Annotated in this window: 25 protein-coding genes; 20 read left to right on the plus strand and 5 right to left on the minus strand. The window is 60.0% G+C overall.

Annotated features, from left to right (window positions below; genetic code table 11):
* Positions 1-37 precede the first annotated feature (37 nt).
* Complete coding sequence (locus H6B51_RS04735; protein ID WP_335342108.1) at positions 38-913, plus strand: rhomboid family intramembrane serine protease; 876 nt, start codon at positions 38-40, stop codon at positions 911-913.
* 36 nt (positions 914-949) lie between these two features.
* Here H6B51_RS04735 and H6B51_RS04740 read toward each other — a convergent pair whose 3' ends face one another.
* The 3 genes from H6B51_RS04740 to H6B51_RS04750 are packed head-to-tail and all read right to left on the minus strand — an operon-like array spanning position 950 to position 2,828.
* Positions 950-1,594: an ABC-2 transporter permease gene (locus H6B51_RS04740; RefSeq protein WP_204882595.1), complete on the minus strand. Its 645-nt coding sequence runs from the start codon at positions 1,592-1,594 to the stop codon at positions 950-952.
* Positions 1,591-2,451 carry an ABC transporter ATP-binding protein gene (locus tag H6B51_RS04745; protein WP_204882596.1) on the minus strand — a complete coding sequence of 287 codons (861 nt, stop codon included), beginning with the start codon at positions 2,449-2,451 and terminating at the stop codon, positions 1,591-1,593. The genes H6B51_RS04740 and H6B51_RS04745 overlap by 4 nt, the downstream gene beginning before the upstream one ends.
* The gene (locus H6B51_RS04750) at positions 2,448-2,828 is read right to left on the minus strand and encodes a GntR family transcriptional regulator (RefSeq protein ID WP_204882597.1); all 381 of its coding nucleotides are present in this window, start codon (positions 2,826-2,828) and stop codon (positions 2,448-2,450) included. Before H6B51_RS04750 ends, H6B51_RS04745 begins: the two co-directional genes overlap by 4 nt.
* A 151-nt stretch (positions 2,829-2,979) precedes the next feature.
* Here H6B51_RS04750 and H6B51_RS04755 point away from each other — a divergent pair, with 151 nt between their 5' ends.
* The 7 genes from H6B51_RS04755 (at position 2,980) to trmFO (ending at position 12,051) form a co-directional block, all read left to right on the plus strand.
* Positions 2,980-4,050: an alanine racemase gene (locus H6B51_RS04755; RefSeq protein WP_204882598.1), complete on the plus strand. Its 1,071-nt coding sequence runs from the start codon at positions 2,980-2,982 to the stop codon at positions 4,048-4,050.
* 283 nt (positions 4,051-4,333) lie between these two features.
* Complete coding sequence (locus tag H6B51_RS04760) at positions 4,334-5,716, plus strand: TrkH family potassium uptake protein (protein WP_204882599.1); 1,383 nt, start codon at positions 4,334-4,336, stop codon at positions 5,714-5,716.
* Between the two features lie 27 nt (positions 5,717-5,743).
* Positions 5,744-6,397: a potassium channel family protein gene (locus H6B51_RS04765; protein ID WP_204882600.1), complete on the plus strand. Its 654-nt coding sequence runs from the start codon at positions 5,744-5,746 to the stop codon at positions 6,395-6,397.
* 2 nt (positions 6,398-6,399) lie between these two features.
* Entirely contained in the window at positions 6,400-7,158 is a 759-nt protein-coding gene (locus H6B51_RS04770; protein ID WP_204882601.1) for a TrmH family RNA methyltransferase, read from the plus strand.
* Positions 7,159-7,182: 24 nt separating this feature from the next.
* On the plus strand, positions 7,183-8,394 hold the full coding sequence (dprA, locus tag H6B51_RS04775) for a DNA-processing protein DprA (protein ID WP_204882602.1): 1,212 nt from the start codon (positions 7,183-7,185) through the stop codon (positions 8,392-8,394).
* Positions 8,395-8,408: 14 nt separating this feature from the next.
* Positions 8,409-10,694 (plus strand): type I DNA topoisomerase, encoded by a 2,286-nt coding sequence (gene topA / locus H6B51_RS04780; protein WP_204882603.1) that lies wholly within the window; start codon positions 8,409-8,411, stop codon positions 10,692-10,694.
* A 46-nt stretch (positions 10,695-10,740) separates the two neighbouring features.
* Positions 10,741-12,051: a methylenetetrahydrofolate--tRNA-(uracil(54)-C(5))-methyltransferase (FADH(2)-oxidizing) TrmFO gene (trmFO, locus tag H6B51_RS04785; protein ID WP_204882604.1), complete on the plus strand. Its 1,311-nt coding sequence runs from the start codon at positions 10,741-10,743 to the stop codon at positions 12,049-12,051.
* A 129-nt stretch (positions 12,052-12,180) separates the two neighbouring features.
* Here the strand turns inward: trmFO and H6B51_RS04790 are convergent, their stop codons facing one another.
* The gene (locus H6B51_RS04790) at positions 12,181-12,420 is read right to left on the minus strand and encodes a hypothetical protein (RefSeq protein ID WP_204882605.1); all 240 of its coding nucleotides are present in this window, start codon (positions 12,418-12,420) and stop codon (positions 12,181-12,183) included.
* 67 nt (positions 12,421-12,487) lie between these two features.
* On the opposite strand from H6B51_RS04790, the gene H6B51_RS04795 reads away from it, so the two are divergent.
* The 4 genes from H6B51_RS04795 to rnc all read left to right on the plus strand — a co-directional run bounded on the left by H6B51_RS04795 (position 12,488) and on the right by rnc (position 14,954).
* Positions 12,488-12,739: a helix-turn-helix domain-containing protein gene (locus H6B51_RS04795; protein ID WP_204882606.1), complete on the plus strand. Its 252-nt coding sequence runs from the start codon at positions 12,488-12,490 to the stop codon at positions 12,737-12,739.
* A 114-nt stretch (positions 12,740-12,853) separates the two neighbouring features.
* Positions 12,854-13,882, plus strand: coding sequence for a phosphate acyltransferase PlsX (gene plsX, locus H6B51_RS04800; RefSeq protein ID WP_204882607.1), 1,029 nt, complete (start codon positions 12,854-12,856; stop codon positions 13,880-13,882).
* A gap of 101 nt (positions 13,883-13,983) precedes the next feature.
* Entirely contained in the window at positions 13,984-14,217 is a 234-nt protein-coding gene (gene acpP, locus H6B51_RS04805; RefSeq protein ID WP_204882608.1) for an acyl carrier protein, read from the plus strand.
* A 65-nt stretch (positions 14,218-14,282) separates the two neighbouring features.
* Positions 14,283-14,954: a ribonuclease III gene (gene rnc / locus H6B51_RS04810; protein WP_204882609.1), complete on the plus strand. Its 672-nt coding sequence runs from the start codon at positions 14,283-14,285 to the stop codon at positions 14,952-14,954.
* Positions 14,955-15,378: 424 nt separating this feature from the next.
* On the opposite strand, the gene H6B51_RS04815 is transcribed toward rnc, so the two are convergent.
* Entirely contained in the window at positions 15,379-17,373 is a 1,995-nt protein-coding gene (locus tag H6B51_RS04815) for an S-layer homology domain-containing protein (protein WP_204882610.1), read from the minus strand.
* 978 nt (positions 17,374-18,351) lie between these two features.
* On the opposite strand from H6B51_RS04815, the gene H6B51_RS04820 reads away from it, so the two are divergent.
* The 8 genes from H6B51_RS04820 to H6B51_RS04855 all read left to right on the plus strand — a co-directional run bounded on the left by H6B51_RS04820 (position 18,352) and on the right by H6B51_RS04855 (position 24,947).
* Positions 18,352-19,419 carry a hypothetical protein gene (locus H6B51_RS04820; RefSeq protein ID WP_207753841.1) on the plus strand — a complete coding sequence of 356 codons (1,068 nt, stop codon included), beginning with the start codon at positions 18,352-18,354 and terminating at the stop codon, positions 19,417-19,419.
* Positions 19,388-20,014: a hypothetical protein gene (locus H6B51_RS04825; protein ID WP_204882612.1), complete on the plus strand. Its 627-nt coding sequence runs from the start codon at positions 19,388-19,390 to the stop codon at positions 20,012-20,014. Before H6B51_RS04820 ends, H6B51_RS04825 begins: the two co-directional genes overlap by 32 nt.
* A 190-nt stretch (positions 20,015-20,204) precedes the next feature.
* Positions 20,205-20,537 (plus strand): hypothetical protein, encoded by a 333-nt coding sequence (locus H6B51_RS04830; protein WP_204882613.1) that lies wholly within the window; start codon positions 20,205-20,207, stop codon positions 20,535-20,537.
* A gap of 445 nt (positions 20,538-20,982) precedes the next feature.
* Positions 20,983-21,447 carry a zinc-finger-containing protein gene (locus H6B51_RS04835; protein ID WP_204882614.1) on the plus strand — a complete coding sequence of 155 codons (465 nt, stop codon included), beginning with the start codon at positions 20,983-20,985 and terminating at the stop codon, positions 21,445-21,447.
* A gap of 1 nt (position 21,448) precedes the next feature.
* The gene (locus H6B51_RS04840) at positions 21,449-21,982 is read left to right on the plus strand and encodes a sigma-70 family RNA polymerase sigma factor (RefSeq protein WP_204882615.1); all 534 of its coding nucleotides are present in this window, start codon (positions 21,449-21,451) and stop codon (positions 21,980-21,982) included.
* A gap of 344 nt (positions 21,983-22,326) precedes the next feature.
* A complete protein-coding gene (locus H6B51_RS04845) occupies positions 22,327-22,584 on the plus strand; it encodes a frataxin family protein (RefSeq protein ID WP_204740574.1) in 258 nt (85 codons plus the stop codon).
* 84 nt (positions 22,585-22,668) lie between these two features.
* On the plus strand, positions 22,669-23,604 hold the full coding sequence (locus tag H6B51_RS04850) for an S-layer homology domain-containing protein (protein WP_204882616.1): 936 nt from the start codon (positions 22,669-22,671) through the stop codon (positions 23,602-23,604).
* 50 nt (positions 23,605-23,654) lie between these two features.
* Positions 23,655-24,947, plus strand: coding sequence for a hypothetical protein (locus H6B51_RS04855; protein WP_204882617.1), 1,293 nt, complete (start codon positions 23,655-23,657; stop codon positions 24,945-24,947).
* The last annotated feature ends 28 nt before the right edge of the window (positions 24,948-24,975 follow it).

Genomic DNA, 24,975 nt, shown 5'->3' on the forward strand with positions numbered 1-24,975 from the left:
GGAGGTTTCGCCCCCTGGGAGGTAATTGAATTTGAGTGTGATCCAACGCTGGCTGGACCGGCTCTGCTACAAGCATCCCCGGTTCGGTATTCCCAATCTGATGCTCATTGTGGTCATCGGTACCGCCCTGGTGTGGCTGCTGGATCAGTTCAGCCAGAGCTATTCCATGTCCAATCTGCTGTGTTTTGCCCCCTATTTTATCCTGCGGGGGGAGGTATGGCGGTTGGTGACCTTTATCTTTGTGCCGGAGACCAGCAACCTGCTTTTCCTGGCGATTTCCCTCTACTTCTACTACTGGATCGGCTCGGTGCTGGAGAAGCACTGGGGAACCACAAAGTTCACGGTGTTCTATCTGGTGGGGCTGGTGCTCAACATTCTGGCGGGCTTTTTGGTCTACTTTGTGTTCCCCACCCCGTTCAACACCGCAACCATGTACTATGTGAACCTGTCCCTCTTCTTCTCCTTCGCTACCCTGTACGGGGAGATGCAGGTGCTGCTGTTTTTTGTGATTCCCATCAAGGTCAAGTGGCTGGCCTGGGCGGACGCGGCCCTCTTTGCCTTTGATATCATTCTCAGCCTGACCAAGATCCCTACTTTGGGTATGTACGCTCTGGTTGGAGTGGCGGCCCCTATCGTGGCCATCCTCAACTATCTGATCTTCTTCTGGGATGATCTGATGGCCAGTCTGGGCAGGGTGAAGCGGCAGACCGCCCACCGCGCCTCCCGCCAGACGGTGAACTTCAAGCAGGCCACTAAGCATGCCCAGCAGACGAAAGGATATATTCACAAGTGCGCCGTCTGCGGTAAGACCGACACCGACTACCCGGATGAGGAGTTCCGGTACTGTTCCAAGTGCAACGGCTACTACTGCTACTGCTCGGAGCACATCCACAACCACGTGCACATCCAGTAAAAAAATCGCCCCGGAGCCGCGCTCCGGGGCGATTTTTTAAAATTCTTTTTTTGCGTAAATGCCCTGGGAGATAAAATAGGAGATTACAAAGCCACCGATGCACACCAGGCCAAAGAGCACGGGAGAGACGGTCAGCAGCCAGGCGGGGGGCTGAGGCAGGGGAATGCCGTCCTTAGCCAGGCCGGTAAAAAGCACCGCCCCGCCGAAGATGAGGACAAAGGTAATCATGCTGATGATTCGGGCCTTTTCCGCTCCATATTTCAGCAGGAAGGGGAGAATGACAGCGTCTATGGCCAGGGTGAGGCCGGCACAGGCCAGCGCGGTCCAGACCAGATCCAGCGGAAGGGCTTTGGTGAGTCCTACCAGGGAGAGTATTACCATCAGCCCCAGGGCTACCGCGCAGCCAAGGAAGATGATCAGCAGGGTAAAGAGATACTTTCCCGCTACTACCCCCCGGCGGCCTGCGGGAGTGGCCGCAGCGTACCGGTCCCACCGGGCGGCCTCATCCAGGGTCACCGAGGACACGGGTACGGTGAGGCCGAACACGGCAATGAGGGCCCCCAGGATAGAGAAGTCAAAGGCCCCCACCAGACAAAGTCCGCCATAGACGAAAATAAACACGATCAGAATGGAGAGCTGCTTTTTCAATGCCATGATATCCTTATAAATAAGACCGATCATTGGTGATCCCCCTTTCCGGTAAAGACCATGATATCTTCCAGGGCGACGGGGTCCACAGTCAGGCTGGGGTAGCGGCGGGCAAAGGCGTGACGGTCCTTGACCAGAGCCTCGCACCCGAACTGACCCACCCGGCTCCCTACCAGCAGGGACCGGTCCACCTCCTCCAGATCGGAACGGCTGCACACCAGCTTGCCGTAGGTGTCCAGCAGTTCATCCTTGGCTCCGGTGAGGGCTACCTTCCCCTTGTGGAGGTAGGTAATGTAGTCGGCTGCCTTTTCCAGGTCGCTGGTGATGTGGCTGGAGATAAGAACAGCGTGGTCCTCATCCTGAATAAACTCCAGGAACTCGTCCAAAATTTCGTCCCGCACCACCGGATCCAGGCCGGAGGTGGCCTCGTCCAGAATGAGCAGCCGGGGCTTTGCGCCAAAGGCAGCGGCCAGGGCCAGCTTCATTTTCATGCCCCGGGAGAAGGTTTTCAGCGGTTTTTTCTCCGGCAGCTCAAATTTTTTCAGGTAACCGCCGTAACACCCCCTGTCCCAGTGAGGGTAAACCCTGGACAGCATGGTTCCGATCTGGGTGGGAGTGAGGGCGTCGTGGAATAAGGACTCATCCAGCACTACCCCGATCTCTCCTTTTACTGCCCGCTCGTCTGTCAGGTTGTCCCGGCCGAATACCGTGATCTCCCCGCCGTCCCGGCGGACCAGGTTGAGGATGCACTTGATGGTGGTGGACTTGCCCGCCCCGTTTTCCCCGATGAGGCCCATGATGGTGCCCCCGGGCACGGAGAAGGATACGTCGTCCAGCTTGAAAGAGCCGTAGTCCTTGGTGAGATGAGATACGTTCAATGCGTCATTCATTCTGAATCCTCCCCATACAGAAGGTTTAAGGTTTCGGTGAGCTCGGCCAGGGTGATCCCGCCGGTCTTGGCGATGTCCACCGCCTGGGACAGATGCTCCTCCGCCCGGCGGAGGGTGTCCTCCCGCACCAGCTCCAGGTTCCGGGGGGCCACAAAGCACCCCTTCCCCGGCACGGTGGTGATGAATCCGTCCCGCTCCAGCTCCTCATAGGCCCGCTTGGTGGTGATGACCGAAATGCGCAGCTCCCTGGCCAGCAGCCGCATGGAGGGTAGGGCCTCTCCCTCCCGCAGCTCCCCCCGGAGGATGAGGCCTTTCATCTGCCGGGTGATCTGGTCGTAAATGGGCACGCCGCCGGAATTGCTGATGATGATATCCATGGAACACCTTCTTGCTGCCATACTGTATATACTTGACATATACAGTAATAACACAGAGAGACTTGCTTGTCAATAGGATAGCGAAAATTTCTTGCCAGAGCGCCGTGGAGCAGGTATGATGAAGGTATCAAGTCGAAAGGGAGGAGCCGCCATGTACGCCCCCATCCTGGAGATCCACACCCGAAAAGTGACGGAAAACGCCAGAAAACTCCACGCCTTCTGTAAAGCCCACGGGGTGGAGCTCACCTTTGCCACCAAGGGCTTCTCCGCCCTGCCCCAGGTTATCGCGGCGGCCCGGGCGGGAGGGATTGAATCCTTCGCGGACAGCCGGCTGAAAAACATCCGGGCCGCCAAGCAGGCCATCCCCGGCCTGCGCTATCTGCTCATCCGCGTCCCCGCCATAGCGGAGGCGGAGGACGTGGTGCGGTGGGCGGACTGGAGCGTCCAGAGTCAGATCGAGGTGATCCGGGCGGTGTCAGAGGCCGCCCTCCGCCAGGGGAAGGTCCACCCCATCCTGCTGATGGTGGATGTGGGGGATCTGCGGGAGGGGGTATTTGGCCGGAAACAGCTGGACGAGATTGCCCCCCAGATCAAGGCCTGCGCCGGGGTGGAGCTGGTGGGCATCGGTACCAATGTGGGCTGCTACGGCAGCGTGCTCCCCTCGGTGGAAAACACCGCCGTGCTGGTGGAACTGCGGGACTACCTCAATGCCGCCTATGGCTTTTCCATTTCGGTGGTGTCGGCGGGAGGCACCTGCGCCCTCAAGCTGCTGGAGGACGGGATGATGCCCGCCGGGGTGAACCAGCTCCGGGCGGGGGAGGCGGTGCTCTACGGGGAGGATACCACCGGCAACCGGTTTCTGGAGGGCTATCACCAGGACGCCTTTCTCTTCAAGGCTCAGGTGGTGGAGCTGCGCCGGAAGCCCTCGGTGCCCATCGGGGAGCTGGGCCGGGACGGCAAGGGGGACACGCCGGAGTATCCCGACCGGGGGGTGCGGCTGAGGGCCATCGTGGCCGCCGGCAAGCAGGATGTGGCCTGGGGGGCTCTCACCCCGCTGCTGCCCGGGGCCCAGCTCATCGGGGCCAGCTCCGACCACATGATTATAGATGTGGAGGACTGCGCCGGACAGGTGAGCGTGGGGGACTGGATGGCCTTCCGTTGCGGTTACATGGCGGTGCTGGACGCCACCACCTCCGCCTATGTGGAGATCCGGGCCCTGTAGGCTGTGGATTTTGCAGTCCCAATCCCTGGCATTGCTGCGCCTTTTTATCTATAAGGTATGAAAATATGGACTGCTGGATAAAAAATCGTTGACTTGAATATCCACCCCGGGTATGCTATAGTTGTCTTTGTATGATTCCACGGGGGAAGATGTGAGGCTGTATGTACCCTCTGTTTGCGCGGGGATAAAAAGGGCATACCGGAGGAAATAATTTCCTTCGATATGCTTTTCTGCGTAAAATTGGGGCGGTATTGCCCATCCTACCCTCCAGGAGGATAGAACTGTGATCAAGAAATGCGCCCTCTGGCTGCGGGACGCCTTTGTCCGCAACCGGAGTCTCAACCCCACCCGGATTGTGGCGGGCTCCTTTGCCGCCATCATCCTCATTGGGGCGCTGCTGCTTACCCTGCCCGTCGCCTCCCGGGACGGACAGAGCGCCGGATTTTTTACCGCCTTGTTTACCGCCACCTCCTCCACCTGCGTTACCGGCCTGATTTTGGCGGATACCTGGGTGCAGTGGTCGCTGTTCGGGCAGCTGGTGATTTTGGCCATGCTCCAGCTGGGAGGGCTGGGCTTTATGACGGTGATCACCCTCATCTCCTTTGCCCTGCGCCGCCGCATCGGCCTGTCCGAGCGGCTCATCATGGTGTCCACCTTCAACCTCAACGACCTGGACGGGGTGGTGCGGCTGGTGCGCCACGCCCTGATGGGCACCTTCCTGATGGAAGGGGTGGGGGCGGTGCTGCTCTCCATCGCTTTTGTGCCCCGTTTCGGCTGGCTGGGAGGGATCTGGAGGGGCATCTTCCACGCCGTCTCCGCCTTCTGCAACGGGGGGTTCGACCTGCTGGGGGGCAAATACGGCGCCTTCTCCAGCCTGATGGGGGTCCAGGACGACCCCCTGGTGCTGGGCACCACCGCCGCCCTCATCGCCATCGGCGGTCTGGGGTTCTTCGTGTGGGAGGATATTCTGGCCAAGCGGAGCTGGCGCCGCCTGTCGGTGTACAGTAAGATGGTGCTCATCGTCACCGGGACCCTCATTCTGGGGGGCGCCCTCTTTTTCCTGACGGAGGAGTGGGCCAATCCGGCCACCCTGGGGGCCATGCCTGTGGGGGAAAAGGTAATCAATGCCTTTTTCCAGTCGGTGACGCTCCGCACCGCCGGGTTTGACGCCATCGGCCAGGGGGGGCTTACCGACACCAGCAAGGCATTTTCCTCCATCCTCATGCTCATCGGCGGCTCCTCCGGCTCCACCGCCGGCGGCCTCAAGACCGCCACGGTGGCGGTGCTGCTGCTGGCCCTCCGCTCCGGCCTGGCGGGCCGGGAGCAGGTTACCTTCCGGGGCCGCACCATTCCCTACCGCCGGGTGCTCAACGCCATGACCCTGGCCCTGGTGATGCTCTTCCTCTTCCTGGTGGGGTCCATGGTGATCTCCACGGTGGAGAATCTGCCCTACCTGGATTGCGCCTTTGAGGTGGCTTCCGCCATGGGCACCGTGGGACTTACTACTGGTATTACTCCCACTTTGAGCACCTTTTCCCAGAGCCTGATTATCCTGCTAATGTACACTGGCCGGGTGGGCGTACTCTCCTTCTCCATTGCTGTGATGACCAGGAGCAAGGCTCAGGCAAAGATCAAGTACCCCGATATAAATATCATGATCGGGTGAGTAATCCACTGGAAGGACGTGTCTGTATTGAAAACCTTTGTCGTCATCGGCCTTGGCCGGTTTGGCAGCGCCGTGGCTACCGAGCTCAGCTCGCTTGGTCATGAGGTGCTCGCGCTGGACGATTCGGAAGAAAATGTGATGAAGGTGGCCGATCAGGTTACCCACGCTGTCACCGGCGACGCCCGGGACCCCGCTGTGCTGCGGGCGCTGGGGGTGCGCAACTACGACTGCGCCGTAGTGGCGGTGGGGGTGGATGTGGGCACCTCCGCCCTGGTCACCCTCAACCTGAAGGAGCTGGGTGTGCGCCAGGTCATCTGCAAGGCCCAGAGTCACGTCCACCGGAAGGTGCTGCAGAAGATTGGGGCCGACCGGGTGGTATTCCCCGAGTATGAGATGGGAGTTAAGCTGGCTCAGGGCCTGTCCAGCTCCAACGTGCTCAACTTTATCGAGCTCAGCGACGATGTGGGTATCGTGGAGACTACCGTTCCCCGGGAGTGGCTGGGCAAGAGCCTGGCCCAGCTCAATATTCGGGTCAAGTATAAGGTAAACATCATTGCCGTCCGCAAAAAGGGTGAGGAGGACTTCGACGTCACCCCCGGCCCCAATACGGTGATGGAGGCGGGAGACACAGTGGTGGCCCTGGGCCGCACTGAGGATGTGAACCACCTCCAGGATCTGTGATTATGGAACGGATTACTAGCCGCCAGAATCCGCTGATCGCCCGTCTGCGGAAGCTGGGAACGGATAAAAAGACCAGACGGGTGGAAGGAACCTTTCTGTGTGAGGGAACCAAGCTGGTGGAGGAGGCCCTGAAATGGGGGGCTGAGCTGGAGACGCTGGTGGTGGCGGAGGGAACAGAGCCCCCTGTCCACCTGTCAGAGCGCGTACGACTGGTGGAGGTCCCTGCCGATGTGCTCAAATCGGTTTCCACAGTGGAGACGCCTCAGGGGATGATTGCCATCTGCCGGACCCCGGAGCTGGCTCCGCCGGAGGAACTGGCCTCCGGCCGTTATCTGGTGCTGGACGGGGTGCAGGACCCAGGAAACGTAGGCACCGTGTGGCGTACCGCCGACGCATTCGGGGCAGAGGGGCTGGTCCTGCTGCCCGGCTGCGCCGAGCCCTTTGCCCCCAAGACCGTGCGGGCCACCATGGGGGCTTGTTTCCGTCTACCGGTGTGGGAGATGGAGCTGCGCACCCTGGTGCGCCTGCTGGACAGGGCGGGGCTTCCCTTGTATGCCACCGCCCTCCGGGCGGACACGACCGATCTGAGGCAGGCCTGTCTCCACCGGGCGGCGGTGGTCATCGGCAGCGAGGGCCGGGGTGTGTCCGCCCCGGTGCTGAGCGCCTGTAAATCAACCCTGAAGATCCCCATGCGGGCGCGTTGCGAGTCTCTCAATGCCGCTGTGGCGGCTTCCATCGTGATGTGGGAGGGCTGGCGGTAACCGGATAGAAAGGAGGGGCCTGCTGTGGCGGAGATCCAATATCTGCTGTGGCTGTCCACCTGCCCGGGGCTCCCTCCCCGGAGCCAGGTGGCGCTGCTGCGCTATTTCGGGACAGCCGAGCGGGTCTACTACGCGGAGGGAGAGGAGTTGACGGCCTTTTCCCTGCCGGAAAAGGCGGTGTCCGCCCTCCGGGACAAGTCTCTGGAGCGGGCGGAGCGGATCCTGGAGCGGTGCGACCGGCTGGGCCTGTTTCTGCTGACCTGCCGGGACGGCACCTACCCCGAGCGGCTGCTCCAGCTGGAGGACTATCCTCTGGTGCTCTATGGCAGAGGCCGGCCTGTTCGGTTTGACGAGGAAGCGGCCATCGCTGTGGTGGGCTCCAGGGCATGCTCCCCCTACGGGGTGAAAATGGCCGGTCGTTTTGGCTTTGGTTTGGCCCGGGCGGGAGCCCTGGTGGTGTCCGGCCTGGCGCAGGGTATTGACGCCGCGGCCTTGAAGGGGGCGCTCCAGGGCGGAGGCGCTCCGGTTTCGGTGCTGGCCGGGGGTGTGGATGTGATCTACCCCAGGCAAAACGACTGGTTGTACCAGGATGTGGCCGCCCGGGGAACCATTCTGTCGGAGAACCCGCCGGGCACCCGGCCTGACGGCTGGCGGTTCCCACTCCGCAACCGGATTCTCAGCGGCCTGAGTTTGGGGACGCTGGTGGTAGAGGCCGGGGAACGCAGCGGGGCTCTTATCACGGCCCACGCCGCCCTGGACCAGAGCCGGGAGGTTTACGCCGTTCCGGGCCCCATCGACGCGCCCATGAGCGCCGGTACCAACTGGCTCATCAGCCGGGGCGAGGCCAGACTGGTCAACAGCGCCTGGGACATTTTGTGGGAATATGAGAGCCGGTTCAGCCATAAACTGCGGCATCCCAACCTGGTGACCCAGGAGGAGGCGGACCAGCGGCTGGAGGCCGCGCCCACCCCGCCCCCGGAGCCTGAACCCCGGGCAAAGGAAGAGGGACTGCCTGTTTTGCCCCGGACCCAGTTGGATCAGATGGGGGAGGAACAGCGGGAGATCTTCCTGCTGCTGGCGGAGAAGGCCCGCACCGCCGACGATCTGGTGGGGGAGACTGAGATCCCCGCCCGACGGGTGAACACCGCCCTCACCCTCATGCAGACCATGGGCTATTTGAAGGAATTACCCGGCCGGCGCTTTGCCGCCGCCGTCCGTTTTGAGGAACAAGGATAAAGGAGCGTCAAACTGTGGCAAAATCGAATCTGGTCATCGTGGAGTCTCCGGCCAAGGCCAAGACCATCGGCAAATATCTGGGCCCTGGCTATGAGGTGAAGGCCTCCATGGGCCATGTCCGGGATCTGCCCAAGAGCAAGCTGGGCGTGGACGTGGACCACGACTTTACGGTGGATTATCAACCTATCAAGGGCAAGGAAGAGGTCATTGACGACCTGAAGAAGGCGGCCAAAAAGAGCGATAAAGTCTTTCTGGCCACCGACCCGGACCGGGAGGGGGAGGCCATCTCCTGGCATCTGAAGGAGATGCTGGGTATCCCCGACGACAAGACCTACCGGGTCACCTTCAACGAGATCACCAAGAAGGTGGTCAACGACTCCATCGCCCATCCCCGAGCCATTGACATGGATCTGGTGAATGCCCAGCAGGCCCGTCGGGTGCTGGACCGTATCGTGGGCTACCAGATCTCCCCCCTGCTGTGGAAGAAGATCCGCCGGGGCCTGTCCGCCGGACGGGTACAGTCGGTGGCCACCCGGCTGGTGTGTGAGCGGGAGGCCGACATCAAGGCCTTCGTCCCCCAGGAGTACTGGTCCCTGGAGGCCGACCTGGCCCGCGTCGCCCCTAATCTGGGACAGTTCAAGGCCAATTTCTACGGCAGAGAAAAAAAGATGGAGCTGAACAGCCAGGAAGAGGTTGACGCTGTGGCCAAGGCAGTCCAGGCCGCCCCCTTTTCAGTTACCGGAGTGAAGCGACAGGACAAGCAGCGCAACCCGGCGCCTCCCTTTATCACCTCCACCCTCCAGCAGGAGGCCAGCCGCAAGCTGAACATGACGCCCCGGCGTACCATGTCCATCGCCCAGCAGCTCTACGAGGGCGTGGACATCGAGGGGGAGGGCACCGTGGGTCTCATTACCTACATGCGTACCGACTCCCTCCGCCTGTCCGACGAGGCCACTGCCGCCGCCCGGGACTTCATTCTCTCCCGGTATGGGGCGGAATACTATCCCGGCAAGCCCAGGGTGTACAAGACCAAGTCGGGGGCTCAGGACGCCCACGAGGCCATCCGGCCCTCCAACGTCCACCTTACCCCGGAGGATGTGAAAAAGTCCCTGACCACCGAGCAGTTCAAGCTGTACAAGCTGATCTGGAGCCGGTTTTTAGCCTGCCAGATGGCCTCTGCCATCTACGACAGCGTGTCCATTGAGGTGGCCTCCGCCGGGTATACCTTCCGGGCCACCCATTCCTCTCTGAAATTCTCCGGCTATACTGCCGTATATGTGGAGGGCAAGGACGAGGAGGACGAGACCTTCCAGTCCCCCCTGCCCGACCTGAGGGAAGGGGAGCCCCTGGAGCTGAAGGGCCTGAAGCCCGACCAGCACTTTACCCAGCCCCCCAGCCGGTATACCGAGGCCACCCTCATCAAGGCCCTGGAGGAGAAGGGGATTGGTCGCCCTTCCACCTACGCCCCCACCATCTCCACCATTCTGGACCGGGAGTATGTGGTGAAGGAGGGAAAGAACCTCCGCCCAACCCCCCTGGGGGAGGTGGTCACCGGTCTGATGAAGGACAAATTTACCGACATCGTGGACACCGCCTTTACCGCCAACATGGAGGAGCAGCTGGACCAGGTGGAGACCGGCAAGGTGGACTGGAAGAGTCTGCTGGGCCAGTTCTACGGCGGCTTTGAGAAAGAGATGAAGCAGGCCGAGGCCGACCTGGACGGGGAGCGGATCAAGGTGCCCGACGAGGTTTCCGACGTGATCTGCCCCAAGTGTGGCCGGAACCTGGTATACAAATCGGGCCGGTTTGGCCGGTTTCTGGCCTGCCCCGGCTGGCCGGAGTGCGACCATACCCAGCCCATCGTCATCGAGATGCCGGGCAAATGCCCCAAGTGCGGGGGCAAGATCCTGAAAAAGACCTCCAAGCGGGGGTACGCCTATTACGGCTGTGAGCACAACTCCAACAAGGACGAGGCCCGTCGCTGCGACTTCATGACCTGGGACGTGCCGGTAAAGGAGACCTGTCCCGAGTGCGGTCACACCCTGTTCAAGAAGTCGGGCCGGGGCTTCAAGAAGCCCTTCTGCATCAACCCGGAGTGCCCCAACTTCCTGCCGGAGGACCAGCGGGGCTATAAGAAAAAGACCACTGCCGAGACCCCGGCGGAGGGGACTCCGCCCGAGGAGGAGAAGAAGCCCCCCTCCAAGAAGGCGACGGCCAAAAAGCCCGCGACGAAAAAGACAACGGCGGCCAAAAAGCCCGCCGCAAAGAAAACCACCACCAAGAAGAACGCGGAATCGTAGGGGCTTGCCCACGTCGGCCCCACTGATATCATACAAAGGAGAACCCATGGAACCTGTTACCGTCATCGGGGCGGGGCTGGCGGGCAGCGAGGCCGCCTGGCAGCTGGCCCGCAGGGGCATCCCCGTGCGCCTGAAGGAAATGAAGCCGGAAAAAATGACCCCCGCCCACCACACCCCCTGGTTCGGGGAGCTGGTGTGCTCCAACTCCCTGCGCTCCGACCAGCTGGAAAACGCGGTGGGGCTGCTGAAGGAGGAGCTGCGGCGGATGGGCTCCCTCATCCTCGCCTGCGCCGATGCCCACCGGGTGGAGGCGGGGGGCGCCCTGGCGGTGGACCGTCACGGCTTCGCCCAGGCTATTACCGAGAAAATCCGCAGCCATCCCCTCATCACCGTGGTGGAGGAGGAGGTCACCGCCCTCCCGGCGGAGGGGAACGTGATCGTGGCCTCGGGGCCCCTGACCTCCGACCCGCTGGCGGAGGCAATTCGTGACTTCTTCCCCGAGAGCCACTACCTGAACTTCTTTGACGCCGCCGCCCCCCTGGTCACCTTCGAGAGCGTGGACATGGACAGCGCCTTTTTCGCCTCCCGATATGACAAGGGCACTCCGGACTATATCAATTGCCCCATGACCGAGGAGGAGTATGACGCCTTCTGGACCCAGCTGTGTGCCGCCCAGGAGGCGGAGGTCCACGGGTTTGAGGACAAAAATGTGTTCGAGGGCTGTATGCCGGTGGAGGTGATGGCCCGCCGGGGGAAGCAGACCCTGTGCTATGGGCCGCTGAAGCCCCGGGGCCTGAAGGACCCCAAAACCGGGAAGGAGCCCTTCGCGGTGGTGCAGCTGCGGCGGGACAACGCCGACGGCACCATCTACAACCTGGTGGGCTTCCAGACCCACCTGAAGTGGCCGGAGCAGAAGCGGGTGTTCTCCATGATCCCCGCCCTGAAAAACGCCGAGTTCGTCCGGTACGGGGTGATGCACCGCAACACCTACCTGGATTCCCCCCGGCTGCTGGACCGGTATTACCGGGTGAAAAAGGAGCCCCGGATCTGCTTTGCCGGGCAGATCACCGGGGTGGAGGGCTATGTGGAGTCCACCGCCTCCGGCTTCCTGGCGGCGGTGGAGCTGGCCCGGCGGCTGGAGGGCAAGCCCCCGGTGGATTTCCCCCGGGAGACCGCCACCGGCGCCCTGGCCCTCTATGTCAGCAACGAGAGCGTCGCCGATTTCCAGCCCATGAACGTGAACTTCGGCATCATCCCGCCCCTGGGCTACCGGGTCAAGGGCAAGCGGAACAAGAACGCCGAGCTGAGTAAACGGGCCCTGGAGATTTTGGATACCCTGGACGTGGCGGGCCGATGAGGGCATCGGCCCCTACAGGCGGCAAGCACGCCCGGCAGGAGCGGCCGGCATATATGCCGGCCCTACGAATGGGACGCAGATTTCCTGTAGGGCCGCCATATATGGCGGCCGTCCGGCGGGCCCGAACAATTACAGGCGGTGGAGGGCCAGGCCCAGCCGCAGGCCCCGGAGAAAAGCGGCCTCCTGGTCCGCCTGACCCTGCTCCACCAGGGTCTCCCACAGCTTGTCCATGAATTCCTCCCCCAGCCCGGCCCGGACGGTGTCCAGGTGCCGGGCCAGCAGCCGCTGGCGGGCGTGAGCCTCGGCGTCGGGCACAATGGGAAATTGTTCCTGGGCCAGGGAAGACAGGTCAGAAAGTAATGCGTTCATAATATCACCCCAATAAAATCGTGTATTCAATATACACGGTTTTATTGGGTATATCAAGGGGGCGGCCATGTATCATAATGAATTATTTGGGTTGCGTCTGCGGAAGGTGCGTGGTCAGGCAGGGGAAACCCAAAAGCAACTTGCGGAAATATTAGGCGTAAAGCCCAACCAGGTCGGTGAAATGGAGAATGGGAGAGGGGCAACTACACTGGCCCGTCTCGCTCTGATTTGTATCCACTATAATGTTTCCGCTGATTATCTGCTGGGCCTCACTGACGAACCCAGACCGCTACGGAGGGACGAAGGGACGGGCGGCTGATAGCCGCCGCTACAAAGAGAACGAAAACGGTCCCTGAGTTTTGTAGGGGCGAGTATCAATCGCCCGCCGGCCCTTTATCCCGGAGAACGAACATAGAAAGTAGAGGAGAAGGTTATGAAGATCATCGTAGACGCCATGGGCGGCGACAACGCGCCTGCCTCCAACGTGCGGGGCGCTCTGGCTGCCGTCAAGGAGCTGGGGGTGGAAGTGATCCTGGTGGGCCAGGGGGAGGAGATCCTGAAGGTGCTCAAAGAGGACGGCATCGGCGATCTGCCCCCCGGACTGGAGATCGCCCACGCCAGCCAGGTGGTGGAGATGTGCGACAATCCCGCCACCGCCTTCCGGGAGAAGAAGGACTCCTCTCTGACGGTGGGGCTGAATCTGCTCAAAAGCGGCGGCGGCGACGCCTTTGTGTCCGCCGGCAGCACCGGGGCCCTGCTCTCCGCCGCAACCCTGATGATCCACCGGGTGAAGGGCATCCGCCGGGCCGCCCTGGCCCCCGTGGTGCCCACCGGCAAGGGGGGCGCGGTGCTCATCGACTGCGGCGCCACCGCCGAGGGCACCCCGGAGTACCTGCTCCAGTTCGCCTTCATGGGCTCCTACTACGCCGAGCGGGTGCTCAAGCGGCCTGAACCCCGGGTGGGTCTGCTGAACATCGGGGCGGAGCCCTCCAAGGGCACCGATCTTCAGCGGGAGGCCCACGCCCTGCTCACCGCCGCCGACAAGGCCGGCCGCATCCGCTTTGTGGGCAACGTGGAGGCCCGGGAGGCGGTGTACGGCGAGGTGGACGTGATCGTGTCCGACGGCTATTCGGGCAACATCTTCCTCAAGACCATGGAGGGCACCGGCGGCTTCATCTCCAAGCAGCTCAAGTCCATCTTCATGAAGAACATCTTCACCAAGCTGGCGGCGGTGATGGTGGCCGGCGGCCTGAAGGAGTTCAAGAAGATGATGGACTCCAGCGAGGTGGGCGGTACTGCCCTCATCGGCATTTCCAAGCCGGTGATCAAGGCCCACGGTTCTTCCAACGACTACGCCATCAAGAACGCCATCCGACAGGCCCGGGACTTCGCTGCCTCCGGCATGATCGACGATCTGGTGGAAAACATCGAATACATGAAGCTCTCTGCCGGCGAGGGATAAAAAATTTGCCTTACCTATTGACAGGTGCCCAAAACTTGCCTATTATCATAGTGCAAGCGGAATAAACCGTCACATGACGGATGGGACAGGAGTAGATTAACATGATTTTTGAGAAGCTTACCGGTCTGCTGTCCGAGCAGTTTGGCGTGGAAGCCGACAGCATCACCATGGAGACCACCTTTGAGGATCTGGGAGCCGATTCCCTGGATATCGTGGAGCTGACCATGGCGGTGGAAGAGGAGTTTGGCCTGGAGAATATGGGTGAGGACGATATGTCCGGCCTGTCCACTGTGGCCGATCTGGTAAACTATCTGAAGTCCAAGCTGGAGGACTGACACACATCAGCGCAATGGGGAGCCCCGCCTGTGGCGGGGCTCCTGTCATGAAGGGAGAGACCGGGATGGAAGCCTTGGAAGAAAAGCTGGGCTACCGCTTCAGCCAGCGGGCCCTGTTGGAAAACGCCCTGACCCACAGCTCTTACGCCAATGAGAACAAGGCCAGGGGCAGCCAGAGCAATGAGCGGTTGGAGTTTTTGGGGGATTCGGTGCTGGGGATGGTGACCGCCGATTACCTGTTCCGCGCCCACCCCGACCTGCCCGAGGGAGATCTGACCCGCACCCGGGCTGCCCTGGTGTGCGAGGGCAGTCTGGTGGAGGTGGCCCAGCAGCTGGACCTGGGGTCCTACCTGAAGCTGGGCAAGGGGGAGGACGCCGGCGGCGGCCGGGAGCGGCCCTCTATTGTGGCAGACGCTGTGGAGGCGGTCATCGCCGCCGTCTACCTGGATGGGGGCATCGGCTCCGCCCGGAAGATCATCCAGAAGTTCATCCTGGACCGGGAGGAGGAGAAGAGCGCCAGCCGGGACTATAAGACTGCCCTCCAGGAGCTGGTGCAGCGGGAGAGCGGCCAGGTGCTGGGCTATCAGCTCATCGGCGCCGAGGGTCCCGACCACGCCAAGATCTTCTCGGTAGAGGTGGATCTGAACGGCACCCCCATCGGCCAGGGCAGGGGCCACAGCAAAAAAGAGGCGGAGCAGAATGCCGCCAAGGCTGCCATTGAGAAGCTGAAAGGCTGAGAGACCGCCAGGGCGCTCCGCCTCTTTTGCGCGCGTAAGCGCGCCGCCGCTATGCGGCGCCAAGTATTTTGCGCAGCAAAATCTTGATGCCGGGCGAATTGAGTTCGCCCGGGCAGATGAGATCAAAGGGACCCCAAACCGCCCCGCGGTTTGGGCGGCGGAGCAGAATGCCGCCAAGGCTGCCATTGAGAAGCTGAAAGGCTGAGAGACCGCCAGGGCAGATGAGATCAAAGGGCCCCCAAACCGCCCCGCGGTTTGGGCGGCGGAGCAGAACGCCGCCAAGGCTGCCACTGGGAAGCGGAAGGGCTGAATCATGTAAAAAAGGCAGATGGACCTGTCGCAGAATTTTTCTATTCTGCGACAGGTCCATCTGCTGTTTTGAGAGATATTTCGTTGGGGAGATCGGACAGGCGCAAGATCAGCCTTACTTGAACTCGATCCAGCCGGTGCCGCCGCAGCGGCTGCAGTCCACCTCACCCGAACCGTGGCATTTATAGCAGGTCTCCCAGTCCCATTTGTCTGTGTTGCTGCCCACGCCGTCATACTGGGGCGTGGAGTTGTCATAGACCTGTCTGCCCCCTTCGCCGTCGCAGGCGCTGCATTCCACTTTGCCGTCGGAACACCCGACGAAGGTACAGCGTATCTGGACGGGCCTGTCGGAATCGGAGTCGGAGGAAGAGGAGCTGCCGGAGCTGCCGCTGCCGGAGGGGGTGGTGGAGCCTTGGGAGTCCGAGCCGGCGGGAGCGGCAGTCAGGTCCACGGCCACCAGGGCCTCCACGGCGTAGGGTTTGGTGTCATATTCGGCGTAGATGTAGTAGACTCCCTCCACGCCGGGGTTCCAGTACATGATCCGAACTGTAAGATCTTGGAATTCATTGCGCGAGCCCACCACGGGAGTGATGAAATCACCGTCGTGGCCGGCGCCGAAGAAAAGCTGCCAGCGGAAGTCGTCAAACTGGTTTGCGGCGGTGAAGTCCCAATTTATGATCCAGGATTCCTCCTGCGCAAGGTCTTTCAGGGTATAGATATCGCCTGTCATCACCGCGTCCATGGGGGTACAGAAAAAGAAGGATTCATTGCGGTAGTAGCTGTCCACCCAGAGCTTATCCCGGGCATTCCCCTGGTCGGCCTGGAAGGTGGCGCCGGCACTGTAGGCCACCCCGTCCCGCAGAACGGCGGCCTGGCCAAGCTGAGTTTTCAGCCGGCCGTCAGAGGTCTCAAAGCTGCCGTCCCCATTCCGGTAGAGCCCGGCCAGGGCGGAGGGCCCGGCGATCCCCGTGGAGACAGAGGGACTGTCATACCGCAGGCCCAGATCCACCTGCTTCATCTGCGTGGGGATCTCCACGGTGGCCTCCAGCTTGCCGCGCTCGATGGTGCCCCAGATACAGATGTTGGCGGAGGTCTTCGCGAAGGTCACGCCTTTTTTGGAGGTGACGTCCCCGGTGCCGGTGTAGTCCAGCCCCCAGCTGAAAAAGGTGGTGGTGTAGGTCTGGTCGTATTCCGCCACCAGCTCCAGATTGTATCCGCCGCCGGTGAGGACCGCCACATATTCCTCCAGAATGGCCTTGTCCTCTGCTGTGCCCTCAAATTTGCGGTCGGTATAGGTGCTGCCCACGCTGGCGTTGTGGTAGGTCAGGCCGGTACCGCAGAAGTCCCGCAGATCCTGAATGACCACGCTGTCCCGGGTCACCGTATAGTCCAGGGGATCCTCCTCAAGGGCCTGGGACACCAGGACCCGGCCGGAGTCAGCGCCGCCCAGGCTGAAGGTCACCCGGAGGCTGGGATTGGCCATGCGGGCGACGATGGTGGCGGCCTCGCTCCGCTGGATGGTGGACTGGGGGGAGAAGCTGCCCTTGGCGTCCCGGCCGGTGAGAACGCCCGCATTGTAAAGCAGGTAGACGCCGGCGGCGTAATCCGCCGCGGCGGGCACGTCGGGGATGGAACCCTGGGCCACAGAATTGATGGCGGGATAGACCTCCTGGTTGAGGGCTTTGACCAGAATGGACACAAACTGTGCCCGGGTGGCGGCAACGTCATATCTGCCGTATTGTCCCGGGAAGATGATGCCGTTGGCCACGGCGTAATCCACATAGACCTGGTACCAGGGCGTCCCTCCACCCAGATTGCAGACGCCGGTGTGGTAGATGCTGTGCAGCCGGCAGGCCAGGGCGATGGTCTCCGCCAGGGTGATCTCCCCCGTGGGGTTGAAGGTGGTGGCGGAGTTGCCCTGGAACAGCCCCTGCTCCCATGTGGACCGGACGGTCTGGGCATACCAGGCGTTGGCGGCCACGTCGGTAAATTGCCCCTGCGTGTAGGAATTGACCTTTTTGAAGTTATCCAGACTGGCAGCGGATGCCGCGGGAGTCAGGAGAAGGACCATGGTCAATGCCAACAGGGAGGAAAGAATTTTTCGCCGCATGTGTCGTCGCTCCTTTTTATCTCACGTTGAGACGGCGGTTCCGGGGAACAGTGCCATATGGAAGCGCCGCCCTTCTCTGTTATCAGTATAGTGGATGGGCTGGCAAATGTCAAAAGATGTGAAAGAAAAAGACGGGGAGTGATTGGCGCCGTTCAATAGAGAAGGGCGAAAGAAAACAAAGGCTTTCCACGACATTGTTTTGTGCATGATAGGGGTTAAAAAGGTTTGCAATGAAGGGCTGTCCTTGATATAATACTATATTCAGAAGTATGAAGGTTGCGAGGTGCCTGCCTTGTATTTAAAGGCATTGGAAATACATGGAGAACCCACCAAACCGCTGTAATGTCTGGGAAATCGTTAATTTGATGGTATGGCTGCCTAATGAATTACACCAATTTTACACCAGTTGAGACAGGGTCTGATATAGCACGTAGGTATAGTACAGTTATAATTGGGGAGGCAGTCGCTTCGATTTTGCCTCTTTTGGCAGAAACGGCCACTGCAATAGAAAAGATTAAAGGGTTTTGGGGATATACCAAGTAAAGAATACCCCAAAAGAATACTGCAAAAGAAGCGCCCGAGACTTACGAGCCTCGGGCGTAATTCTATATTTGTGGGGTGTAAAATACATCCCATGAAATGTAGTACATATACAAAGATTAATAATGTGCTATAGGCAGAAAACTGCATGGGTAGTGAGTCAGAAAATCGGCTTTGCTGGCAGAACTCAACAACTACCGTTATCATCAGTCCAAAGATTCTCATTACGCCGTTTTCTATAATCCTCTTGTTCTTCGTCGGTTGCTGGGCGAATGGTCGTTTTCCCGCAGTCAGGACAGGTCTTTTCAACTGTTCTGGGGAACAAGTAATGGCAATTATCACAGGCATATAGCATTTTAATCAAGCCTCGCTTTCGTGTTTATCAGTGTAGCACGGAGCGGGGCTTTTTTCAATCTATACAGAAGGGAGGCCGACGAGATGAAGTGCCTACTCAAATATCAATGGGTCAAGTTGCCCCGCAATCAGCTCCCATCAGGAAAGGGTATCATGGGCGCCTGGACTCGCATGGCCTCCCGCGCAGCGTTCCGAAATGGGCAGGCCCACTACTGTGGTTATATCAATAAGGTAAACGCCGGAGGATGGGCAGGAGGTATTGTCGGCCTGAAAAGCATCCTGGGGGTTAAGCGACGGCAACAGGCCCTGGGACTAATAGACGAACTCTCAGAACTTGGCTACATTTCTTACACGCTGGATGCGAAGACAAAGAAACTGACCTATCAAGTCACGGACTGGGTCGTAAGATGCTCTGGCGAGCCCTGTATGGGCCGTGAGGCGGTTTATGCGACGGAGGGGTATGGATTCCTCTGTCTGCCCAGAAATGCCACACAGAGGCTTACAGAGCGCAATTATCAATTTGCTGAGGCAGACGCATGGCTGGATCTCTGGTGCCACACAGTTTGGCAGGAGCCGAGCAATGCGTTTTCCTACTCAGCGCCAGCTGTCCAGTTTGGGCAGTACGGCGCTGTTTTGACATTGGAATCCCTTGGCAGGCGCTGGGGATGGGAAAAGACGAAAGTTTGGCGCTTTTTCAGAAAACATGCGGATGCCTTCCCGCTGTATAAGCTGCCTGGTGCTTTCGGCTGCCTCATCTTCAACGCAGCCTATCCGACTGGAGAACAATTCACGTTGCCATCCCAAGATGAAATCGAGCGCATTTTGCGAGAAATACGCAAAAAAGACGGCAATACGCACGAAAAACAGCAGAGCGATCATGCCCGCATCTGCAAACTGGTCGCCTGGTATAGCCGTACCGCGCTGCCCCGGGGGCAGGTTGAGTGCCGTGTTGCATCTGAGGACTGCTATAATACGCGCGCGTATTTTTCTCTGGGTAAGATTTTAGAGTATGTTTGGGAGGACTGCCAAGGGAATTCTCCAGTGACGCCGAATTTTGAATTTTTCCGTGGAAACTCCGCACGGGCTGGACCTGCGGAACAGGACGATGGAGGTATTGAACATGGCAGATTTGAAGGCATCCCTTTGTGGTGAACTGCCGAATCAGGTAAGCGCGATTCCCAAAGAGCAGCTGCGCAGTTTGTTGGAGCGCAGAGGAATTGTGGGTGATCCGGACATCCCTAATGCGAAAGCGCGGCTTGCGGAGCAGGAGCTGCGTCGGAATATGTACCACAATACCCAGGTCATGCTCAAGCACTATCGAGATATCGTTTGGGCCCTGGAGTGCTTTCCCGGTGAGGTGGCTCAGGAACTGGATCAGCCACTGAAGGACTTAGATGCGCTGCTCAGTGTGGTGGATACGCAGGTAGCGCTGGGGAATGCGAAATTAGAGCACCGTCTGCTCAGTATCCGGAAGTCCCGACTCCTACTTGATCGGATCAACGAGGCCCTGACCGTCCTGCGCCATAAGCCGGGCAACGGGGAGCTGATGTATAACATCATCTTTCAGACGTTCATCACGCCGGACAGGCCAAGCCACTCGGATATCCTGTACCGGCTGGACATCTCGGAGCGGCATTATTACCGCCTTCGCCAGCAGGCGGTCAATATCCTCTCCATCCGGCTTTGGACAGCTCCGGTCGGCTGTCTGGACGCCTGGCTGGAACTTTTGACGCTGCTGGAGGGGTGATGTCCTATTCTATGGCAGAAAAAAGGCAGAAAATTGGCAAGGTCGGTGCGGATGACAAGGGGAGCGCAGATGTGCTATCCTGATATCGTCCAAAACTGGACCTGACGGCAGGGAGCCGCCTTGAAACGATTGGAAACGATCGCTTCGAGGCGGCTCTTTGCTGCAATTTTGACGAAAAGGAGGGAAGGAAATGGAAAAAGATGAAAACAGATGGAACCGCTGGGTGAGGGTATCACAGCGGCTGCGCAATGGGTTCCAGATGGCGATGGTGTCCTGCTATATCCCAGATCCATCCGTAGAGCAGACACCAGACACCCAGCAGTCATCAGAAGAGGTGCAACAGCCGCAGGAACAGAATACCGCCACAGAGCCTGCCAGCGGTATTCCCATCGTTCCTCTGGTGGTTTTCCTGGTCGGCCTTGCCTGCGGGGGCGGCGGCTTGGTGGCGCTCCACTTTGCCAAGCGGCACCGCCAAGAGGCTGATTATGACGAGTGGGCAGACGAGGACGACGAGCAGTATTGAAAGGAAAAACGCCCCCAGACTGAGATGGGATCTCCCAGACTGAAAACGGCAAAAAAGTTGATGAAATTACCGCGAAAATGAGGATTTTTGTTGACTATTTCACGGTATCTTGTTATAATTCCATTGTAACAAGATACTGCGCACAGGCTCTCGATACGCCGGGGCGCCTTGGCGTCAGACCTGCCAGAAGAGGGTGGGAAATCGTGACGGAGCCGCTGTACCGCGGCCCCACAAGGCGCAGATCTTGTCTTAAAAGAATGTGGCCGGAAGGCCGCTGAAATACAGTGCAGAGTCAATGGCTGGATGCGACACCACTATTCCAGCGCTTGGCTCTGCATTGTCTTTTTCAGCGGGCTTCCGGCCTTTTTTTGTGTTTCGGCGGTTTTGGCGATGCCGGTGCGAGTAGGGAATATGGAAGTTATCTTCTGGTAAGGAGGGACACAAGATGAGCAAGAAATCAAGACGCAGCCGGGCAGGGGTACTGCCTGGCGATGGGCGGCTGCGCTGCCACTGCGGCAGCCCCGCGGTGCTCCGCAGTGCGGAAGGCCTGTGCAGGACGCACCGGCCTGGTGCGATGGCCTATGTCTGTTCCCGGTACCCGGCCTGCGATTTCTTTGTGATGGCGCACCCGGGGACCTTGGAACCCATGGGTAGCTTGGCCGGGCCGAGACTGCGGAAGTTGCGGTATGCCGCGCATCAGGAGTTCAACAAACTGTATCAGTCTGGACTCATGAGCAAGCGGGACGCCTACCAATGGCTGGCCATGACCGTGCAGGCGCCTATGGCCCACGCCCACATCGGGCATCTGGGCGAGTATTACTGCCAGGTGGTCATTGACGAGAGTCGGAAACTGCTCCAGGAGCGGCTGGAGCAGCAAAACAAATTGAGAAAAGTATCAGGAGGTGCATGATATGCTGTCGCCGCTTACGAAGGAGCAGCGGATCAAGGTTGAGGAGAACATGGGACTGGTGGGCAAGGTGATCCAGGACTGCGTCCATACACTGGGCGCGGGGAGCATGTTCGGCTATGACGACCTGTTCCAAATCGGGTGCCTGGGACTGTGCAAGGCGGCCCAAACAGATAAGCCGGGGCACACGGTGGCCTTTTCCACCTACGCCTACCGTCTGATCCGCAATGAGATCTATACTGAGTTGGAGCGTGCCACCCGGCGGGGGCGGGAGGTGGCCACTGACCCTGCTGAACTGCCCTGCACGGTGCTGGACGATGATATACCAGAACAGCGAGAGGCATGTATGTCGCTTCTGCAGCGGCTTGAGCGGGCAGAAGCCGAGGCCACCGGGGTGACAGCCAAGGGATTCCAGGCCATCCGGATGCTGATGGATGGATACACCAACCGAGAGATCGGGGAGCGGTTCGGTGTAGCGGCAAACCATGTGACGGCGTGGGTAGCCAGAGCGCGCAAGGTGCTCAGTACGCGAGAGTGATAGACGTGGGGATTTTATCTGGGCTGGAACCGCCGGTCATGGTACTTAGATTCTGAGTTGTATAGTTCCGGGCGTGGGGAAAGCATCCACGAAATAGAATAGGCAGGTTACCGAGTTATTCAGTATCCTTGCTTACAAGAGCGAGGTGGGATGGGCGCAGTTCAAAATAAATCGAACCTTTCTGCTGCTGTCATTGACAGAGGCAGGATCGCACCGGCCTCAGATAGACCGGCTTGTCCAGAAGAATTGGTACCAAAATTAGTACCTGAAGGCCCACGACAAAACTGAATACCCACCGTACAATGGCATTGTAAAGGGATGTTTATACCAAAGGAGGCGAAAGTATGGAAAAGATCCCGATCTCGGCGGTGTGGCCCCTACAGGACGGGGTGCTCCAAATCATTTTTGAGACAGGGAGCACAGCCGTGGTCAATTTCCAGACGAAATTCCAGACAGCCCGGTTTGGCCCCCTGCGGGAGGAGGCAGTCTGGAAGAGTGCGAAGACGGACGGAAAATTCGTCCGCTGGTACCGGGACAGTTTCCCGGTGGTGGAGATGGCCTGCGATGAGCTGCTGGGCATGATCGTAGGCTCATACTATTAAGGCTTGTCTGAAATATGTCAACAAGCCTTAAGGATTCCGCGAGAGAAGAAAAGGCCTTGATTTTAGAAAGGAGAGCACGCTGCGATGAAAAAGAGGACTGCGCTTTTGGCTCTGCTCCTGACCCTGGCGATGGCGGTTCCCGCCTCCGCCGCCTGGATCGCCGATCTGCCGGAGGACAACTGGGCCTATCCTTATGTGGATGCCCTGGTGGATCAGGGGATCATGACCGTGGACAGCGAGGGCAATTTTGGACCTGACGTCTTTACCACCCGCGCCGAGTTTATCTACTCCCTGTGGCTGGCCTTCGGCTCGCCCGACGCGGAGATTGACCGGACCTTCAACGACGTCCACCCATACAGCATCTACATCGAGGCGGTGGAGTGGGCCATGGACTGCGGCATCACCACCGGCATTGGCAACAACAACTTCGGGCCTGACCTATACCTGTCCCGGGAGCAGGCATTCACCTTCCTGTACCGGGCCATGGACTATATGGGCTGCGCCCCCGGCTACGGCACAGGCAGTGAGTCCTACCGGCAGATTGCGGAGTTCCACGACTACGGGGAGATCGGCAGCTGGGCCCGGGATTCCATCCAGCTTCTGATGAACGTGGGCATTGTGGAGGGTACCGACAACGGCTACCTGATGCCCACGCGTGATCTGACCAACGCCGCCACCGCCGCCGTACTCTACCGTTCCCTGGCTTACATGGGCATACTGGAAACTGGCCGGGGCGACTACTTCCCCGACGGAGGGAATGGCGCCGTCACCGCCGAGGACTTCTACGGTTGCTGGGAGTACGTCAACACCGATGTGTGGCTGTGCATCTACGGCGACGGCACCTATGAATTCTACAACACCGAAGGCCTGGCGGATGCGGGCACCTATTACATGGACGGGGAGACCCTGCGCCTGAACAGCGGCATCAGTTTTGTGCTGGACCCGGCGGGAGAGGCCGGCTGGATCCTGGACAACAATGACGAGTATCTGTTTGCCTCCGAACTGCCCTTTGCCGGCTGATCTGGCGTCTGTCCGCGCATGGGCGGGCTGGAAAAAAGGGAGGACATGACATGAAAAGAATGAAGATGTGCGCGATCTTTGCCTGCTGCCTTACGCTGCTGCTGGCCCTCGCCGCCTGCGGCGGATCCAGCAGTTCCGATAAGTCCGACAGCTCCGGCAAACCTGACAGTTCCAGTGAGCCCGACGCCCCCCAGGGTTATGAGGGCACCTGGCGGCATGCGGACGGGGACACCGAGTACTGGCTGGAGCTGGGGGAGAACGGCCGGATCTTCCTATACGACGTGCAGTTCGACCTGGTCACCACCGGCTCCTGGGTGGAAACGGAGGAGGGCGTCATGGTAACACGGGAGTTCTCGGTGCCCTCGGATATGGAAGTTTCGGCAAGCATGTTCGAACTGCCGCTGATTGACGACGGGGAGGGCGGCCTGACGCATGGGGGCGCCGATCTGCTCTTCATCCGGGCCGAGGACCTGGAGGTACCGCGGACCACGGTGCAGACCCTCGACAGCTATCTCTGGATCGACCCGAAAAGTGAGTACGAGCTGTGCTTTTACTGGGATGGCTCCTGGGAGATCTATGACAGCGGGTACGAGGACCTGGTGGAGGGGGACGAGGACGGCACGGCCATCGACGGATACGCCATTACCCTCACCACCCTGGATGGGGAGGATCTGGAGCTGACCCTGTCGGAGGAGGGCACCCAGATCACCGGCTATCGCGATATGGTTTTTGTCCGCAGTGACATCCTGGCAGGCCGGGAGGACGAAGAAGGCGAATACGGCGAGGTGTACTGGGAGATATATGCCTACGCCTTCTACGGCTGTTGGGAGTATGAGAACTACTACGTCTGGGTCGATATCCGGGAGGACGGCACCTATGAGTGGGTGGATGGAGACAACGCCAGTTCCGGCAGTTACACCATGGAGGAGGATGAGTTGGTGCTGGACAACGGTCTGCGCTTTGTCGTGGACGGGGCAGGCGGCCTGATTGACAGCGACGGCAACGCCCTGTTCCCCTCGACGCTGCCCAATGCCGATGAGGGTGCCGTCTCTCAGATCACCATCGCGGACTTCGTCGGATGCTGGGAGTACACGGCGTACGACAACTGGATCTGCATCTTCGGGGAGGGCTCCAGTTCCGGCACCTACGACTGGTACCAGATCGACGGCCTTGAATCCAGCGGCTCCTGCTACATGGACGGCGAGACGCTGTACCTGGAGGGCATAAACCTGGCCCTGACCCTGGACGGGGAAGGCGGCCTGATCGACAGCGACGGCGACACCCTGTTTGCCTCCCAGCTGCCGGACTCAGCTCCTAGGATCGCCGCCCTGTCCGCTGCGTAGATCCGGGCCAACAGGAGCGCAAACGCGT

Origin of the sequence: Pseudoflavonifractor phocaeensis (assembly GCF_016901955.1) — a bacterium.
Lineage (GTDB): Bacteria > Bacillota > Clostridia > Oscillospirales > Oscillospiraceae > Flavonifractor > Flavonifractor phocaeensis_A.